Annotated in this window: 12 protein-coding genes and 1 pseudogene; 12 read left to right on the top strand and 1 reads right to left on the bottom strand. The window is 41.0% G+C overall.

Features of this window, described 5'->3' with window-relative positions; translation table 11 throughout:
- The 12 genes and pseudogenes from padA to dnaJ all read left to right on the top strand — a co-directional run.
- Positions 1-2,970, top strand: a pseudogene (padA, locus tag AXF18_RS01505) (LPXTG-anchored isopeptide-forming adhesin PadA); the annotation flags it as partial.
- Positions 2,971-3,045: 75 nt separating this feature from the next.
- Entirely contained in the window at positions 3,046-3,222 is a 177-nt protein-coding gene (locus AXF18_RS10185; RefSeq protein WP_253678281.1) for a hypothetical protein, read from the top strand.
- Positions 3,194-4,876 carry a G5 domain-containing protein gene (locus AXF18_RS01500; protein WP_253678280.1) on the top strand — a complete coding sequence of 561 codons (1,683 nt, stop codon included), beginning with the start codon at positions 3,194-3,196 and terminating at the stop codon, positions 4,874-4,876. The genes AXF18_RS10185 and AXF18_RS01500 overlap by 29 nt, the downstream gene beginning before the upstream one ends.
- A gap of 365 nt (positions 4,877-5,241) precedes the next feature.
- Entirely contained in the window at positions 5,242-9,075 is a 3,834-nt protein-coding gene (locus AXF18_RS01495) for an LPXTG-anchored SHIRT domain periscope protein (RefSeq protein ID WP_065371380.1), read from the top strand.
- Between the two features lie 157 nt (positions 9,076-9,232).
- Positions 9,233-9,553, top strand: a complete 321-nt coding sequence (locus AXF18_RS01490) for a PadR family transcriptional regulator (RefSeq protein WP_065371379.1) — start codon at positions 9,233-9,235, stop codon at positions 9,551-9,553.
- Positions 9,553-10,128, top strand: a complete 576-nt coding sequence (locus AXF18_RS09865) for a DUF2812 domain-containing protein (protein WP_044021696.1) — start codon at positions 9,553-9,555, stop codon at positions 10,126-10,128. The genes AXF18_RS01490 and AXF18_RS09865 overlap by 1 nt, the downstream gene beginning before the upstream one ends.
- 34 nt (positions 10,129-10,162) lie before the next feature.
- The gene (locus AXF18_RS01480) at positions 10,163-10,675 is read left to right on the top strand and encodes a DUF2812 domain-containing protein (RefSeq protein ID WP_065371378.1); all 513 of its coding nucleotides are present in this window, start codon (positions 10,163-10,165) and stop codon (positions 10,673-10,675) included.
- 160 nt (positions 10,676-10,835) lie between these two features.
- On the top strand, positions 10,836-11,870 hold the full coding sequence (hrcA, locus tag AXF18_RS01475) for a heat-inducible transcriptional repressor HrcA (protein WP_049505135.1): 1,035 nt from the start codon (positions 10,836-10,838) through the stop codon (positions 11,868-11,870).
- Positions 11,871-11,896: 26 nt separating this feature from the next.
- Complete coding sequence (gene grpE, locus AXF18_RS01470; RefSeq protein WP_065371377.1) at positions 11,897-12,412, top strand: nucleotide exchange factor GrpE; 516 nt, start codon at positions 11,897-11,899, stop codon at positions 12,410-12,412.
- A gap of 375 nt (positions 12,413-12,787) precedes the next feature.
- Positions 12,788-14,611: a molecular chaperone DnaK gene (gene dnaK, locus AXF18_RS01465; protein WP_065371376.1), complete on the top strand. Its 1,824-nt coding sequence runs from the start codon at positions 12,788-12,790 to the stop codon at positions 14,609-14,611.
- A gap of 239 nt (positions 14,612-14,850) precedes the next feature.
- Positions 14,851-15,483: a DJ-1/PfpI family protein gene (locus AXF18_RS01460; RefSeq protein ID WP_000756344.1), complete on the top strand. Its 633-nt coding sequence runs from the start codon at positions 14,851-14,853 to the stop codon at positions 15,481-15,483.
- Between the two features lie 214 nt (positions 15,484-15,697).
- Positions 15,698-16,834, top strand: a complete 1,137-nt coding sequence (gene dnaJ, locus AXF18_RS01450; RefSeq protein WP_049500972.1) for a molecular chaperone DnaJ — start codon at positions 15,698-15,700, stop codon at positions 16,832-16,834.
- Positions 16,835-16,911: 77 nt separating this feature from the next.
- Here dnaJ and AXF18_RS01445 read toward each other — a convergent pair whose 3' ends face one another.
- Positions 16,912-17,565, bottom strand: coding sequence for a hypothetical protein (locus AXF18_RS01445; RefSeq protein WP_049520672.1), 654 nt, complete (start codon positions 17,563-17,565; stop codon positions 16,912-16,914).
- Positions 17,566-17,633 lie beyond the last annotated feature (68 nt).

Genomic DNA, 17,633 nt, shown 5'->3' with positions numbered 1-17,633 from the left:
TAAACCCTCGCAAAACGTGATGAAGTCTTCACATACAATGTGAAAACAAGTGTAGCGCAAGATGCGACAGCCTTCAGCGTAACCGATAAGATCGAAGATGTTCTTGAGTTCTCAGGTAAATCAAGTGCGACCTTGAATGGTCAAGCTCTTGATGCAAGCCAAATCAAGGTAGAAGGTCAAACGATTACCTTGACCCTTACAGAAGAACAAGTGAAAGCAAATGGCGGTCAAGCAGTTGAATTAACATTCGACGCTAAGATCAAAGCCGGCGCTAACTTGTCTGCATATGTGAAGGAAGACGGCCGTACACAGATTCCGAATAAGGCTTCTTACGACGCAAGCTTCCCACACAAACCAGGAGTGCACAAGGACTCTAACGAAGTTCCAGTAACGCCACCAACACCAGACGAGCCAGAGATCAAGAAAGATGTGAACGGCAAGGCAGAAGAAACTCTCGCAAAACGTGATGAAGTCTTCACATACAACGTGAAAACAAGTGTAGCGCAAGATGCGACAGCCTTCTCAGTCACAGATACCCTAGTGGACGTTCTTGAGTTCGCAGGCACTTCAAGTGCTAAATTGAATGGTCAAGCTCTTGATGCAAGCCAAATCAAGGTAGAAGGTCAAACGATTACCTTGACCCTTACAGAAGACCAAGTGAAAGCCAATGGCGGTCAAGCAGTTGAATTAACATTCGACGCGAAGATCAAAGCTGGCGCGAACTTGTCCGCATATGTGAAGGAAGACGGCCGTACACAGATTCCGAATAAGGCTTCTTATGACGCAAGCTTCCCACACAAACCAGGTGTGCACAAAGACTCTAACGAAGTCCCAGTAACGCCACCAACACCAGACGAGCCAGAGATCAAGAAAGATGTCAATACTAAAGCTGAAGAAACACTTGCTGATCGTGACCAAATTTTCACATACAACGTGAAAACAAGTGTCCCAACAGATGTATCATCCTTCAGTGTAAGTGATACACTTGAGTCTGTTCTTGATTATGCAGGTTCAGCAAGTGCAATCTTGAATGGTCAAGCTCTTGATGCCAGTCAAATCAAGGTAGAAGGTCAAACCATTACCTTGACCCTTACAGAAGAACAAGTGAAAGCCAATGGCGGTCAAGCAGTTGAATTGAGCTTCACTGCTAAGATTAAAGCGGGAGCTGATTTGACTCCATATCTAACAGATCGTGGATTCACTGTTCCAAATACGGCTTCTTATGATGCAAACATTCCAAATAGACCAGGGCTACACAAAGATTCGAATAAAGTTCCGGTTATCGTTCCAAAAGAACCAGAACCAGAAATTACGAAGAAAATCAACCGTACCTTGGACCACTTGGATGTCGAATACGATGCACCTTACATGTACAATGTCAATACAGCTTTACCAAAAGATATTGATAAGTACAAAGAGTTCACCGTAACAGATACACTTGAATCTGTTTTGGCAATCGCTGATACACCAGTAGCCTATGTGGACGGTCGTGATGCAAATGGAGCTCTTGAAACAAGTGTTGAAGGAAACACTGTCACTGTAAAAGTGAAAGATTTCGCTCGACTAAAAGGCTTCAAAGAGATTCAATTGTACATCCCAGCTAAACTCAAAGCGCATAGCGATTTGACTCCTTATAAGGATCAATTGGTACCAAACAAAGCAAGTGTTAACTTCAAGGATGCCAATGGTCAATCTGGCAGCAAGGAATCAAAACCGGTAACGGTGAAACCACGTGACCCAGAAAAACCAACTGATCCAACACCAGGTGAACCAGCTAAGTCTGTTGGACCAGAAGATGGATCTAAACCTGATAAAGAATACCACTTGCCAAACGCTTTAGATACCTTCCGATTCGATATTACTACACCGGTTCCAACAGATCCTGTAGATGAAAACGGAAATGCTAAGAAGGATCAATATGGTCGTCTTATCAAGACAGACTTGACTAGTTTTACAATCACGGATGAAATCAATTCAGTCTTGAAAGTCAACAAAGACCGTATCGCTCTTAAAGTTGAAAATGCTCAGTTTGACAAGATCAAAGCAACTCTTCAAGCTCAACTTGATCAAGCAGAGAAAGAACTCAAAGCTTTGACAGGCAAGTCAACAGAAGAGACTTCAACAGAGACTGGTAAGAAGGAAGAACTCAAGGCAGCGGAAGCTAAAGTAGCTGAATTGAAAGCGAAGTTGGAAGCAGCTAAGGCAGCGCAGCCAGCTAAACCAGCTGAAACTACAACACCAGCTACTCCAGCAACAGCTACTGAAGAAACAACTCCAGCTACATCTGATTCTTCTGCAACAGAAGATAAGAAACCTGCAACTAGCGAGCCAAGTCAAGATCTTGTAAGCTTGGAAGCAGAGTTGAAAGCAGCTGAAGAAAACTTGGCTAAACTTCAAGCACCAGCTGAGAAAGAAGCAGAATTGGCACCAGCTGATAAGAAACAACAACAAGAGAAACTCGAAAATGAAATCAAGAAACTAAAAGAAGCTCAAACCAAGCTTCAAGCAGCTATTGATAAATTGAGTAAGTCTTCAAATGATCGTGGTGAATTAGTAGGTAAAGATTTAGAAGCAATTGCTACTGTTACTTACGATGAAACTAGCAATGTTGTGACTTTTGAAATCAGCGACAAGGATGTTCTTGAAGCCTTGAAGGGAAGTACCGTACGTCTTGTACTTTACACTAACTTCAAAGAAGGAACAGATTTTACACAATTCGCTGCTGGTGTTCCTAATAAAGCTAAAGTAAGCTTTAACCATAATCCACAGCCTACCAATACAGTTATGGTGTTCCCACCTAAACCGGAGGAGCCAACAAAACCAACTCCTGTTGGGAATGTTCCACCAAAAGATCCAGGCAAAAACTTGCCAAATACAGGTTCTGAAGCATCTTCAATCTTTGGAGTACTTGCTGCCCTAGCTCTAGGACTTGCTGGACTTCTAGTTTGGAAGCGTAAAGCTGAACGTTAGTATCATATAGTAAGAGGAGAGTAGAAATATTTCCTCTCTTCCTTACTATATATTAAATGAATTAAGGGAAAAAGAATGAGTAGAAAAAAATTATTAAAGTTAGGGATTTCAATACTTGCTTTAAACGCTCTTGGAGTAGCAACTTATCATGTAGCTCCAGATCTATATCAAATTCCAACAGTGCATGCAGAAGAAACACCGGCGGAAGATGAAGAAATTCCAGATGGCCAAGAGAGAGTCATTCCGATTTAATAAACTGAATGATCTAGAGGCTTTCATCGCTGACTATAAAGCTAATCCTAATGATGAAGACAACAAAACTGGATTAGAAGATAGTTTGTCGGAAGCTACTAACTACCTTCCTACCGCAAAGAAGGCAATGAAGAGTCCAGAAGGTCAAAAAGGTTTTGTGGCATATGAAGCTCGCTACAATGAGTTGAAAGCCAAGGCTGAAGCTTTGTTGGCCGGTAAGACGGAACAACCAGCGGAACCAAAAGTTGAGCATCAAGAAATCACTACAACAGAAGAGATTCCTTATGCATCTCGTACCGAAAACAATGCCGATCTTGCAGAAGGTACTCGCAACGTGAAACAAGCGGGTGTTAAAGGTACTAAGACCATTACTTGGGATATCACACTGACAGATGGTAAAGAAACAGCTCGTACTAAGAAAAGCGAGAAAGTTACCAAAGAACCAGTAGAAGAAATCATCGAAGTTGGAACTAAGAAAACAGGTGTAGAAACCAAAGAAACAGTGACTGTAGAGGAAAAAGTTGCTTTCAAAGAAGAAACGAGAGTAGACCCAGTACTGGATAAAGGCCAAACGCGTGTTGAAGAAGGTGAAGAAGGTATCGATGAAGTCACTTATGAAGTGACAAAAGTGGATGGTGTTGAAAAATCTCGTAAAGAAGTTTCACGCAAGACCAAGAAAGTAGCCAAAAACAAGATTACTTATACCGGTTCAAAAGCTGTTGTAACCACTAAGGAAGTAACCAAAACTGAAGAAGTTGCCTTCCAGACTCGTGAGGTTGAAAATGCACTCTTAGCTGAAGGTGTTCGCCGAGTGAAGACAGCTGGTCAAAAAGGTGTTCGTACCATTGTTGAAACTGTCACTTACACAGACGGAAAAGAAACAGGCCGCGAGGTGAAATCAAACACAATCACCACTCCAGCAGTAGACGAAGTTGTCGAAGTTGGAACTAAGAAAGTAGTAGCCCCAGTTGTAACGACTAAGGAAGAGACCAAGACAGAAGAAGTTGCTTTCCAAACTAAGGAAGTAACAAATCCAGATCTTCCAGAAGGAACTCGCCGAGTGAAAACAGCTGGCCAAAAAGGTGTTCGTACGATTGTTGAAACAGTGACTTACACAGATGGCGTTGAAACAGGTCGTGTTGAGAAATCAAACACAATCACCACTCCAGCAGTAGATAAGATTGTCGAAGTTGGAACTAAGAAAGTAGTAGCCCCAGTTGTAACGACTAAGGAAGAGACCAAGACAGAAGAAGTTGCTTTCCAAACTAAGGAAGTAACAAATCCAGATCTTCCAGAAGGAACTCGCCGAGTGAAAACAGCTGGCCAAAAAGGTGTTCGCACCATTGTTTATACAGTGACTTACACAGATGGAAAAGAGACAGGTCGTGTTGAGAAATCAAACACAATCACAACTCCAGCCGTAGATGAGATCGTTGAAGTAGGAACTAAGAAAGTAGCTTCTACAACAACCAACGGTGATAAGAAGGATCCTGCAACAACAGGAAACCAAGCCGAAAGCACTAAGAAAGAAGAAACTGCAAGTCAAGATAAGAAAGCTCTACCAAGCACAGGTACAGCAGTATCTAGTCTTCTTTCAGTCATCGGTCTTGCCTTTGCAAGTCTAGCTGCTTTTGTCCTTCGTAAGAAAGACTAAGGCTCTCTAATTGTACAAAAGCATCTTTTGTACGAGAAATACTAAAAAGAACCCAGAATTTATTCTTGGGTTCTTTTTTATAAAAAATTAAATATATTAATGTTTATGTGTAGTATGAGCACATTATGAAACTCATGGAGTGATAATAGGTTCAACAATAAAAAGGCTATTTACATAGTGTAAACGCCTGTTCTGAAATTTTGATATTTTAATTATTCTCACCGAAAATTGACAGTCTGGAAATACAAAATAATAAATTTTTATCTATAATCTACTTTTAATTGCCCCCTTTTTGTGTTAGAATGAGGTGAACATTTCTTTTTAAAATGATTGTATACAAATCATTTTTAGTTTGGAGGTTAATTATGAAATGGAGAAGAGGCATGAAAGTGCCGTTTTCTACTAATTTAGGTAGAAAAACAAAGGCTTATATCGGCCTGGTCGTTTTACTTTTTTCTATTTTTCTTCTTCCGGTTCAGTCTTATGCTGCATTAGAAGAGATTAAAAATGGAACGGATATCTCTACCTTGGATATTCGTAAGTTTAATTTAAATATTAACAATGCTAGTGTTTTATCTAAATCACAGTCTGTTGATCAGTTTCATCTATCGAATCCCCATTATGAATATCTAAGTGGGGGTGCTTATCCAGGTGAGATGGAAAACTTTACTCTCAAAGTAGATAAAAGTAAAAAGCAAGATCAAGTTTTTGAAAATCCTTTATCTCTAAAATTCACAAATATTGGTAACGTTCACGGTAAGCAAGTAGATGCTTATTTAAAATTTAATAAGGTAACTCTTCACTATCTAAATACTGCTCAAGCAGAGTCTGAAATGAATAGTGCTCAAAAATCTACTGTCGAATTTTTCTCAATTTCTGAATTATGGGAAAGTAGTGCTTTCGAAATTGGGAATGTTCCTTATGTGGATGCGAATCATGACTACATCATGAATAAAGCGTTTTGGATTGATGCTGATGTTACAGCAGAAATTCGTTATGCTGATGGAACAGAAACAGACTTGAAATTGGTCATGAAACCAACAGATATTGATGCAATTGATGCAAACAATTTGAAGGAAACTTTCTATGTAAAAAACTATAAGAATGATGTGAACCTTCGATTAATGAACAATGCCAATGTCTTGCAACAGGAAGAAACAAGTGACCGTACTTCATGGATTGCCACTCAAATAACGGGAGGTAGTTACTATGAAAACAATGTTTCAGGTTTAGCGCTTCGTTCAAATAGTAACAGCATGAATTTTGGTTATTCATCTACGGAAACCTGTTCTGCTGTATTTGGATTGTATGTTGAAAAGCTTGACCCAAGTCCAGTTCTCGAGGTGGAACCAACTGAGATTCCAGCTAAAGAGGGGCAGGATGTAACTTATAAGGCTACTTTTAAAGTTCCGGTTCCAGGTAAAGACCTTTTAGCAGCTCCATCATCTATTGAAATGGTTCAAAATTTTGATGATCGCTTGGACTATAAAGAACTTAAAGTTGAATCAGGTGGAGTGACTCTGCAAGAAGGACGTGACTATACGATCGAGAAGTCAGGTCAAACAGTTACTGTTAAAATGACACCTGAATACATAAAATCAAATTCTGCCGCTGAGATTATTATCACTTATAAAACAGCTACCAACAAAAAAGTGGAAGAAAAAGGACCTGAAAAAATTAACAATACTGTAACCTTGCATGTTGATAACTTATCAGCTCCTTCTAATCAGGTGAGCACTGCTCTTCTTTACGAAAAACACCATGAATTTGTCAGTGGAACTCCAGGTAAAGAGTTGCCACAAGAAGTGAAAGACTTGCTTCCAGCAACAGAAAAGAATTTACCTAATGGCAGTCAAGTAACGCCAACACAACCAAGTCAAACAGAAGTTAAGACCGCGGAAGGTACATGGAGCTTCAAGTCCTATGACAAGACATCTGAAACCATCAATGGAGCAGACGCACACTTTGTAGGAGCCTGGGAATTCACTCCAGCGCCAACTTACAAGGCGACGCACGAGTTTGTCAGTGGAACCCCGGGCAAAGAGCTTCCACAAGAAGTGAAAACCCTACTTCCAGCAGACCAAACAGACTTGAAAGATGGTAGCCAAGCAACGCCAATGCAACCAAGTCAAACAGAAGTTAAGACCACGGAAGGCACTTGGAGCTTCAAGTCCTACAATAAGACATCGGAAACCATCAATGGAGCAGACGCACACTTCGTAGGAGCCTGGGAATTCACCCCAGCGCCAACCTACAAGGCAACACATGAGTTTGTCAGCGGAACTCCAGGTAAAGAACTTCCACAAGAAGTGAAAGACTTGCTTCCATCAGACCAAACAGACTTAAAAGATGGTAGCCAAGCAACGCCAACGCAACCAAGTCAAACAGAAGTTAAGACAGCAGAAGGCACTTGGAGCTTCAAGTTCTATGACAAGACTTCTGAAACTATTAATGGAGCAGACGTACACTTCGTAGGCACCTGGGAATTCACCCCAGCGCCAACTTACAAGGCAACACATGAATTTGTCAGCGGAACGCCAGAAAAAGAACTTCCGCAAGAAGTAAAAGCCCTTCTTCCAGCAGACCAAACAAACTTGAAAGATGGCAGCCAAGCAACACCAACACAACCAAGTCAAACAGAGGTTAAGACCGCGGAAGGTACATGGAGCTTCAAGTCCTATGACAAGGCATCAGAAACCATCAATGGAGCGGATGTCCACTTTATCGGTACCTGGGAATTCACTCCAGCGTCAACAGTGACTCATAAGACTCCAGGCAAAGAACTTCCACAAGAAGTGAAAACCCTGCTTCCAGCAGACCAAACAGACTTGAAAGATGGTAGCCAAGCAACACCAACGCAACCAAGCCAAAAAGAAGTTAGGACAGCAGAAGGTACCTGGAGCTTCAAGTCCTACGATAAGACATCGGAAACAATTAATGGATTAGATGCTAAGTTTGTAGGTACATGGGAGTTTACAGCAAGCCCAGTTCCAACAGTGACTCATAAAGCAGTTCACGAGTTTGTCAGCGGAACTCCGGGTAAAGAGCTTCCACAAGAAGTGAAGGCCCTTCTTCCAGCAGACCAAACAAACTTGAAAGATGGCAGCCAAGCAACACCAACACAACCAAGTCAAACAGAGGTTAAGACAGCAGAAGGAACATGGAGCTTCAAGTCCTACGATAAGACATCGGAAACAATTAATGGATCAGATGTTAAGTTTATAGGTACATGGGAATTTACAGCAACTCCAGTTCCAACAGTGACTCATAAAGTGGTTCACGAGTTTGTCAGCGGAACTCCAGGTAAAGAACTTCCACAAGAAGTTAAAGTTTTGCTTCCAGCAGACCAAACAAACTTGAAAGATGGCAGCCAAGCAACGCCAACGCAACCAAGTCAAACAGAGGTTAAGACATCAGAAGGCACATGGAGCTTCAAGTCCTACGATAAGACATCGGAAACAATTAATGGATCAGATGTTAAGTTTATAGGTACATGGGAATTTACAGCAACTCCAGTTCCAACAGTGACTCATAAAGTGGTTCATGAGTTTGTCAGCGGAACCCCAGGTAAAGAACTTCCGCAAGAAGTGAAAGTCTTGCTTCCAGCAGACCAAACAGGCTTGAAAGATGGTAGCCAAGCAACACCAACGCAACCAAGCCAAACAGAAGTTAGGACAGCAGAAGGTACCTGGAGCTTCAAGTCCTACGATAAGACATCGGAAACAATTAATGGATCAGATGTTAAGTTTATAGGTACATGGGAATTTACAGCAACTCCAGTTCCAACAGTGACTCATAAAGCGGTTCACGAGTTTGTCAGTGGAACTCCAGGTAAAGAACTTCCACAAGAAGTAAAAGCCTTGCTTCCAGCAGACCAAACAGACTTGAAAGATGGTAGCCAAGCGATTCCGACGCAACCAAGTCAAACAGAAGTGAAGACAGCAGAAGGCACATGGAGCTTCAAGTCTTATGACAAGACATCTGAAACCATCAATGGAGCAGACGCACACTTCGTAGGCACCTGGGAATTCACTCCGGCCCCAATTAAAGATTCTGGAAATAATAGTCAACCAGAAGAAGGAAGTAGTCAAAATCAGAACTTGTTACCAAACACGGGTTCAGCAGTATCTGGTCTTCTTTCAATCATCGGTCTTGCCTTTGCAAGCCTAGCAGCTTTTATCCTTCGCAAGAAAGATTAAGCCACTCTTAGGAAATAACAAAATGACTTCTTAATTCCTGAGCCTAAGAAGAGAGAACGAGAAATCGTTCTCTCTTTTTCTTGCATTTTATATCGAGTTGTGATATATTTTATATAACGAAGTGCGATATATTGGATTAAATAGGAGGTGTGGTTAAATGGAATTAACAGATAAGATCAGGCGTGTTTACCTTCCCATGACTGAAACAGGTTTTTATATCTTGTTTTGTTTACAGAAGGAGAACCATGGATATGGTATTACACAAAAGGTCAAGGAGATGACAGATTCACAAGTTTTGATTAGTCCTGGAACTATGTATGGAACCTTGTCAAAAATGGAAAAGGATGGCTTGATCTCCTTTGTCCGAGAGGAGGAAAAACGGAAAATCTATCAGATAACAGATTTGGGACGAAAGGTTTTGGAGATTGAATTGAAACGTATTGAACGGCTCTATAGAAACAGTCAGGAGGAAGTATGATGGAAAAGAAGGTTGTATATCGGATATCTACAATTGCGGATTATGATAGAGAGGCCTTATACCTTGGGGAAATGCATGCTAAGGGCTGGAAACTTAAGGAAGTAAGCTACTCTAACTTAGTAGTTGCGGTTAAGTATACTTTTGAAAAGTGCCAACCGGAGCAGGTGTCTTATCAGTTGGACTTTTATCCCATGAAAAAATCAGAGAGAGCCTCCTATTTACAACTATTTAAAGACTGTGGCTGGGAGCATATTACAGACTTTAATAGTTTTTCCTATTTTAGAAAACCACATTCTGAAATTGAATCGGATACTGAGTTTGAAATCTATAATGACGCTACAGGGAAGTTAGCTATGATCAAACGGATTTTAATAATGCGGATGCTTCCTATTTTGATTCTATTTTTAGCTCTACTACCGGTTTTCTCTAAGTTTGTCAGTGGAGCTAGTTCTTTCAGTTGGGGAATGTTTTTGATTGTCATAATAGATTGTGTTTTATTGATAGTTTTTGCGGTTCAGATTTCTTATATTTTTTGGAGCTTGTTTCAAAAGTGGAAAGAATTATCTGAAAAATAAAACCATGTATGTTTTCTGATTTGGAGGTAAGACAATGAATAGCAAAGTACAATTTCGGATTTTTAGCATTGTTGATTTGGACAAGGAAGAAGAATATTTACATGAGATGCACTTGAAAGGTTGGAGATATAGAACGAGTCGTTTTGGTTTTTTCTATTTTTGCCAATGCCAACCTGACGATGTCATCTACCGTATCTATGATTCTAGATTTCTTAAAAAGTATAAGCATGAACTGCAAGATTTTAGAAATAGCGGTTGGGAATTGATAGAAACAGGTTTTTGTTCAATTCTTCGTAAACCAACTTCTGATATACTTTCAGAGGAGAAAGTCTATATGAGTAAGGGTCTCAGATGGGAAGTTATGCGGTCTAGACTTCGTTCCTGTATAGCCACTTTTTCAGGTGGTCTTGTTGTTTGCATGAGTTTGTATCGAGAAAACTTGTCTCAGTCTTTCTTTATTATTTTCGTTTTATACACTTGTTTAATTTCTTATCTAATCTACGGCTTTTTTAGACTTAAAAGGAAATACCAAGTAGATGAGAAGTAAGATTCTAGGTCTTCAGACTGATTTTTAGCACTCTTGGTAAAAGAGTGCTAATTTTTTGAGTTTTTGTCTTGACATTCTCTTCTAAGGGTGTATAATAGAATCATGAGTTAGCACTTGGGTACATAGAGTGCTAATCGATTGGACAGAGAGGAGTGATGAGATGGTTACAGAGCGTCAGCAGGATATTTTAAATCTGATTATTGACATCTTTACCAAAACGCACGAACCTGTCGGATCCAAGGCGCTACAAGAGTCTATCAATTCTAGTAGTGCTACCATTCGTAATGACATGGCAGCGCTAGAGAAGCAGGGTTTGCTTGAGAAGGCTCATACCTCAAGCGGTCGGATGCCAAGTGTCGCGGGATTTCAGTACTATGTGAAACACTCGCTTGCTTTTGATAGACTGGCTGAAAATGAGGTATACGAGATTGTCAAAGCCTTTGATCAGGAGTTCTTCAAACTGGAGGATATTCTGCAAGAGGCTGCTAATCTACTGACAGACCTGAGCGGCTGTACGGTAGTAGCACTGGATGTTGAGCCGAGTAGGCAACGGTTGACAGCCTTTGATATCGTTGTTTTGGGACAACATACAGCCTTGGCAGTATTTACCCTAGACGAGTCCCGAACGGTTACCAGTCAATTTCTGATTCCAAGGAACTTCTTGCAGGAAGATTTGCTGAAACTGAAGAACATCATTCAGGAACGTTTCCTCGGTCACACGGTTCTAGATATTCACTACAAGATTCGGACGGAGATCCCGCAGATTATCCAGCGTTACTTCACAACAACGGACAATGTCATGGATCTCTTTGAACACATTTTTAAAGAAATGTTCAATGAAAACATTGTGGTATCGGGAAAAGTCAATCTCTTGAATTTTGCCAATCTAGCGGCCTATCAGTTCTTTGACCAACCGCAAAAGGTGGCTTTGGAGATTCGTGAGGGTCTGCATGAAGATCAGATGCAAAATGTCCGTGTTGCGGACAGTCAGGAGTCTTGTCTAGCAAACTTGGCGGTGATTAGCAGTAAATTCCTCATCCCTTATCGTGGTTTTGGAATTCTAGCGATTATCGGTCCGGTCAATCTGGACTACCAGCAATTGGTCAATCAAGTCAATGTTGTCAATCGTGTTTTGACCATGAAGTTGACAGATTTTTACCGCTACCTCAGCAGTAATCATTACGAAGTACATTAAGATTGAAATCATTAAAGGAGGCGAAAATGGCCCAAGATATAAAAAATGAAGAAATGAAAGAAGAGGAAGTTGTGGAAACAACTGAAGAAACAACTCCTGAAAAGTCAGAGTTGGACTTGGCAAATGAACGTGCAGATGAGTTTGAAAATAAATACCTTCGCGCTCATGCAGAAATGCAGAATATTCAACGCCGTGCGAATGAAGAGCGTCAAAACTTGCAACGTTATCGTAGCCAAGACCTGGCAAAAGCAATCTTACCATCGCTTGACAACTTAGAACGTGCACTAGCAGTTGAAGGTTTGACAGACGATGTCAAAAAAGGATTGGAGATGGTGCAAGAGAGCTTGATTCACGCTTTGAAAGAAGAAGGAATCGAAGAAATCGCAGCTGACGGCGAATTTGACCATAACTATCATATGGCCATCCAAACTCTCCCAGCAGATGATGAACATCCAGCAGATACCATCGCCCAAGTCTTTCAAAAAGGCTACAAACTCCATGACCGCATCCTACGCCCAGCCATGGTAGTAGTATATAACTAGGCAATTCTGATGGTTGCTGAAGCAACTCGTCAGAAAACGGCAATCGCTATGGCGTTTGCCTAGCCTCCTTACTAACTCGTCGTCGAAATAATATCGATTTCGACTCCTCGTGTCGTAACATATATACATTGAAAACTTGTCCGAAACGACAATAAACTATGAAAGAAAGATAAAAAGCAAGCCGGAGGCTTGCAAGGAAGATATTGCCCGCCGTGGTGAAAGTTTCAGTAGCTTTTGCTACTGAAACAGGGGATTTTTGAGACAATAGGCTCAAAAATAAGTGATGAAATCCCGAAGGGAGTTGCTCACGTCCCCACCACTTAAGGGAAATATCAAAAAATCAAAATTCGAATTAAAATTTAAGGAGAAAAACACATGTCTAAAATTATCGGTATTGACTTAGGTACAACAAACTCAGCAGTTGCAGTTCTTGAAGGAACTGAAAGCAAAATCATCGCAAACCCAGAAGGAAACCGCACAACTCCATCTGTAGTATCATTCAAAAACGGAGAAATCATTGTTGGTGACGCTGCGAAACGTCAAGCAGTCACAAACCCAGATACAGTTATCTCTATCAAATCTAAGATGGGAACTTCTGAAAAAGTTTCTGCAAATGGAAAAGAATACACACCACAAGAAATCTCAGCTATGATCCTTCAATACTTGAAAGGTTACGCTGAAGATTACCTTGGTGAAAAGGTAACTAAAGCAGTTATCACAGTTCCAGCTTACTTCAACGATGCTCAACGTCAAGCAACAAAAGACGCTGGTAAAATCGCTGGTCTTGAAGTAGAACGTATCGTTAACGAGCCAACTGCAGCAGCACTCGCTTACGGTTTGGACAAGACTGACAAAGAAGAAAAAATCTTGGTATTCGACCTTGGTGGTGGTACCTTCGACGTATCTATCCTTGAACTCGGTGACGGTGTCTTCGATGTATTGTCAACTGCAGGGGACAACAAACTCGGTGGTGACGACTTTGACCAAAAAATCATTGACCACTTGGTAGCAGAATTCAAGAAAGAAAACGGCATTGACTTGTCTACTGACAAGATGGCAATGCAACGTTTGAAAGATGCAGCTGAAAAAGCTAAGAAAGACCTTTCTGGTGTAACTTCAACACAAATCAGCTTGCCATTTATCACTGCAGGTGAAGCTGGACCTCTTCACTTGGAAATGACTTTGACTCGTGCGAAATTTGACGATTTGACTCGTGACCTTGTAGAACGTACAAAAGTTCCAGTTCGCCAAGCCCTTTCAGATGCAGGTTTGAGCTTGTCAGAAATTGACGAAGTTATCCTTGTTGGTGGTTCAACTCGTATCCCAGCCGTTGTAGAAGCTGTTAAGGCTGAAACTGGTAAAGAACCAAACAAATCAGTAAACCCTGACGAAGTAGTTGCTATGGGTGCGGCCATCCAAGGTGGTGTGATTACTGGTGATGTGAAAGACGTTGTCCTTCTTGACGTAACACCATTGTCACTAGGTATCGAAACAATGGGTGGAGTCTTCACAAAACTCATCGACCGCAATACTACGATTCCAACATCTAAATCACAAGTCTTCTCAACAGCAGCAGACAACCAACCAGCCGTTGATATCCACGTTCTTCAAGGTGAACGCCCAATGGCAGCAGACAACAAGACTCTTGGACGTTTTCAATTGACAGATATCCCAGCTGCACCTCGTGGAATTCCTCAAATTGAAGTAACATTTGATATCGACAAGAATGGTATCGTATCTGTTAAGGCTAAAGATCTTGGAACTCAAAAAGAACAAACAATTGTTATCCAATCAAACTCAGGTTTGACTGATGAAGAAATCGACCGCATGATGAAAGATGCAGAAGCTAACGCTGAAGCAGATAAGAAACGTAAAGAAGAAGTGGACCTTCGTAACGAAGTAGACCAAGCTATCTTTGCGACTGAAAAGACAATCAAGGAAACTGAAGGCAAAGGCTTCGATGCAGAACGTGACGCTGCTCAAGCTGCTCTTGATGAGCTTAAGAAAGCCCAAGAAGACAACAACTTGGACGACATGAAAGCTAAACTTGAAGCATTGAACGAAAAAGCTCAAGGACTTGCTGTTAAACTCTACGAACAAGCCGCAGCAGCTCAACAAGCTCAAGCAGGAGCAGAAGGCGCACAAACAACAGGAAACGCAGGCGATGACGTCGTAGACGGAGAGTTTACGGAAAAATAAAATAGTCCAGTGGACTATTTTATCCCGAGCTTGAAAATCAGGAGAGCGAGGTAGTTAAGAATGACTAATCACTAAAGTGAATGTCATTCTACGGCAATCGCTATGGCGATTTGCCTAAACGCCTTACTAGTTCTAAAACAAAGTATAAACGACTTTGTTTTAGAACGTCGTAATGATAGGAAGAAATCCAGAGGTTGCAACCCAGCCTCTGTTTTTCGATAAAATAGAGGGTGTCGTTTATGAAAAAAGTACTTTGTATCATTTATCCTAATTTTTCTCTTTATGAGATAACCACTTTAACGAGTACTTTAGCTCTGTCTTTTGACATCACGATTGATTATGTGGCTTCAGATAATTCAATTGTTATTTCTGAAGATGGTTTGCCTTGCCAACCTACAAAAACATTGGATCAAGTACATATAGAAGAGTATTCTTGTGTCATTTTACCAGGAATGGCAAATATAGGGCCTGCTCTACAGGATGAAAAATTAAATTCGTTTTTGAAGGGACTTGATAAAAAGGAAATTCTAATTGCAGCCATTTCTTCAGCGCCCCTTTTATTGGCAAAAGCAGGTTTGTTGAATGATACGAAATTTACAGGTGGAATTTGGCAAAACTTCTTTGACTATTTTGAATTTCTTCCACGTGAAAATTTCCAACCCAAAGTTCTTGTGCAAGATAAAAATATCATTACGGCTATCGGTTTTGCACATCAAGAGTTTGCAAGAAAAGTGATTCTTAGTCTAGATTTGGCAGAAAATACTGACAACTATTTTAAAGAACAGAACGAATTTTCAGAAGAGGATTTGATTTTTACTCTATCGGACAAAGAGTTTGATGAAGTGAAGCAGAGTATAGAAAATACCCTCTAATGATTTACTTATAAACTATAGAAAGGAACAAGGGTGTTCGCAACTGAACACGGGTTCCAGAATTTCTTACTTAATTTGAAAGAAAGGACAAAGAGCATTCGAGAAATTGAACTCGAGCGGAAAGCTTGGAAATTAGATAAACCTCCTAAGAAATCAGGATTTCTTGTCGGTTTCCTAAATTTCAGTCGCTTTCTGTTCGCTCTTAGTATCTTGTATGAACAATACTGAATTTTATGATCGTCTAGGGGTGTCAAAAAACGCTTCGGCAGACGAGATCAAAAAGGCTTATCGTAAGCTTTCAAAAAAATATCACCCGGATATCAACAAGGAGCCTGGTGCTGAGGAAAAATACAAGGAAGTTCAAGAAGCCTATGAGACTTTGAGTGATGACCAAAAACGTGCAGCCTACGATCAATATGGTGCTGCTGGTGCTAATGGTGGCTTTGGTGGTGCAGGCGGTTTTGGTGGTTTCGACGGAGCAGGTGGCTTCGGTGGTTTTGAAGATATCTTCTCAAGTTTTTTCGGAGGAGGCGGAGCTTCGCGCAATCCAAACGCTCCTCGTCAAGGTGACGACCTCCAGTACCGTGTGAATTTGACTTTTGAAGAAGCCATCTTCGGAACGGAAAAAGAAGTTAAATACAATCGTGAAGCCAGCTGTCGTACCTGTAACGGATCTGGTGCTAAGCCAGGAACAAGTCCAGTCACCTGTGGACGCTGTCATGGTGCTGGTGTTATTAACGTCGATACGCAGACTCCTCTTGGTATGATGCGTCGCCAAGTAACCTGTGATGTCTGTCATGGTCGTGGAAAAGAAATCAAAGATCCATGTACTACATGTCACGGAACAGGTCATGAAAAGCAAGCTCATAGCGTACATGTAAAAATCCCTGCTGGTGTGGAAACTGGCCAACAAATCCGTCTAGCGGGTCAAGGTGAAGCAGGCTTTAATGGTGGACCTTACGGGGACTTGTACGTGGTGGTTTCTGTTGAAGCTAGTGATAAATTTGAACGTGAAGGAACAACCATTTTCTACAAGTTAAATCTTAATATTGTCCAAGCAGCTCTAGGAGATACTGTGGAAATTCCAACCGTGCATGGTGCTGTCGAATTGGTTATTCCAGAAGGCACTCAGACTGGCAAGAAATTCCGTCTACGTGGCAAGGGAGCACCGAGCCTTCGTGGTGGCGCTGTTGGGGACCAATACGTTACAGTTAATGTCGTGACTCCGACAGGTTTGAACGAACGCCAAAAAGCAGCGCTTAAAGAATTCGCAGCTGCAGGTGATTTGAAAGTCAATCCAAAGAAAAAAGGCTTCTTTGACCATATTAAAGATGCCTTTGAAGGAGAATAACGTAAAAAGAGCCGATTGGCTCTTTTTGTGTTATCTTTGAAAATTTAGCGTCGAAAAATCATTTTCTAGTTAGCCTATCATTTATACTTTTGCTTGAGCAAGCCAGCTGCATCCATCTCTTGGATGAGTTGCTTGATTTCCGCTTCTTTGCCTGGTTTAACGGTGACGGTATCAATGTGTTTGATCGCCGAATTATCCTGAATATCGACCAAGGTCAAAGCTTTTTCATAGAATGCGATTCCCTTTTTTAGACTTTCCTGATCATTCCAAAAGAGAATTGAGTAATTAGGGTCAAATTTCTTTCCGATTTCTTGGAGATACTTCTCGCTTTCTTTCTCTAAAAACTGCAATAAACCATGATTGAATAAATTGTCTTCTACTGAATGGTAGGAAATATCTCCTGTGTTTAGGACATAGACTTTGAGTCGGTTTTTGGTGAGTTTTGGACTTTCTTTTAGGACGGGGTGGCTATTGATAACCTCACCTGAGAAAGTAACATAAAAATTTAAGCCTCCACCTTCGAATTGATACCTCCCATTTGATTCTACTTTCTCAGGAGGGAGGTCAAGGGAGATAAAGATTTGTTTTAAGGCTTCATTCCCCTCACGGATGTCACTCGGTGAAGCCTTGAAAAGATTCATCAGTAGTAGAAATGCTAGGACCGCAAGAAGGCAGAGACAGCCACAAGGGATCGCAATGACCTTCGCTAGAACTTTAAAAAACTGTTTCATGTTCATTCCCTCCCTTTTCTGTTCGAATCTAGTAACCCAAAATGGAATTAAGGAAAGTTGGAGGCTTT

This window comes from Streptococcus sp. oral taxon 064, from assembly GCF_001683375.1.
In the GTDB taxonomy this organism is placed as follows: domain Bacteria; phylum Bacillota; class Bacilli; order Lactobacillales; family Streptococcaceae; genus Streptococcus; species Streptococcus oralis_S.
The sequence above is the reverse complement of the archived record's forward strand: the minus strand, read 5'-3'. Positions and strand labels throughout refer to the sequence as shown.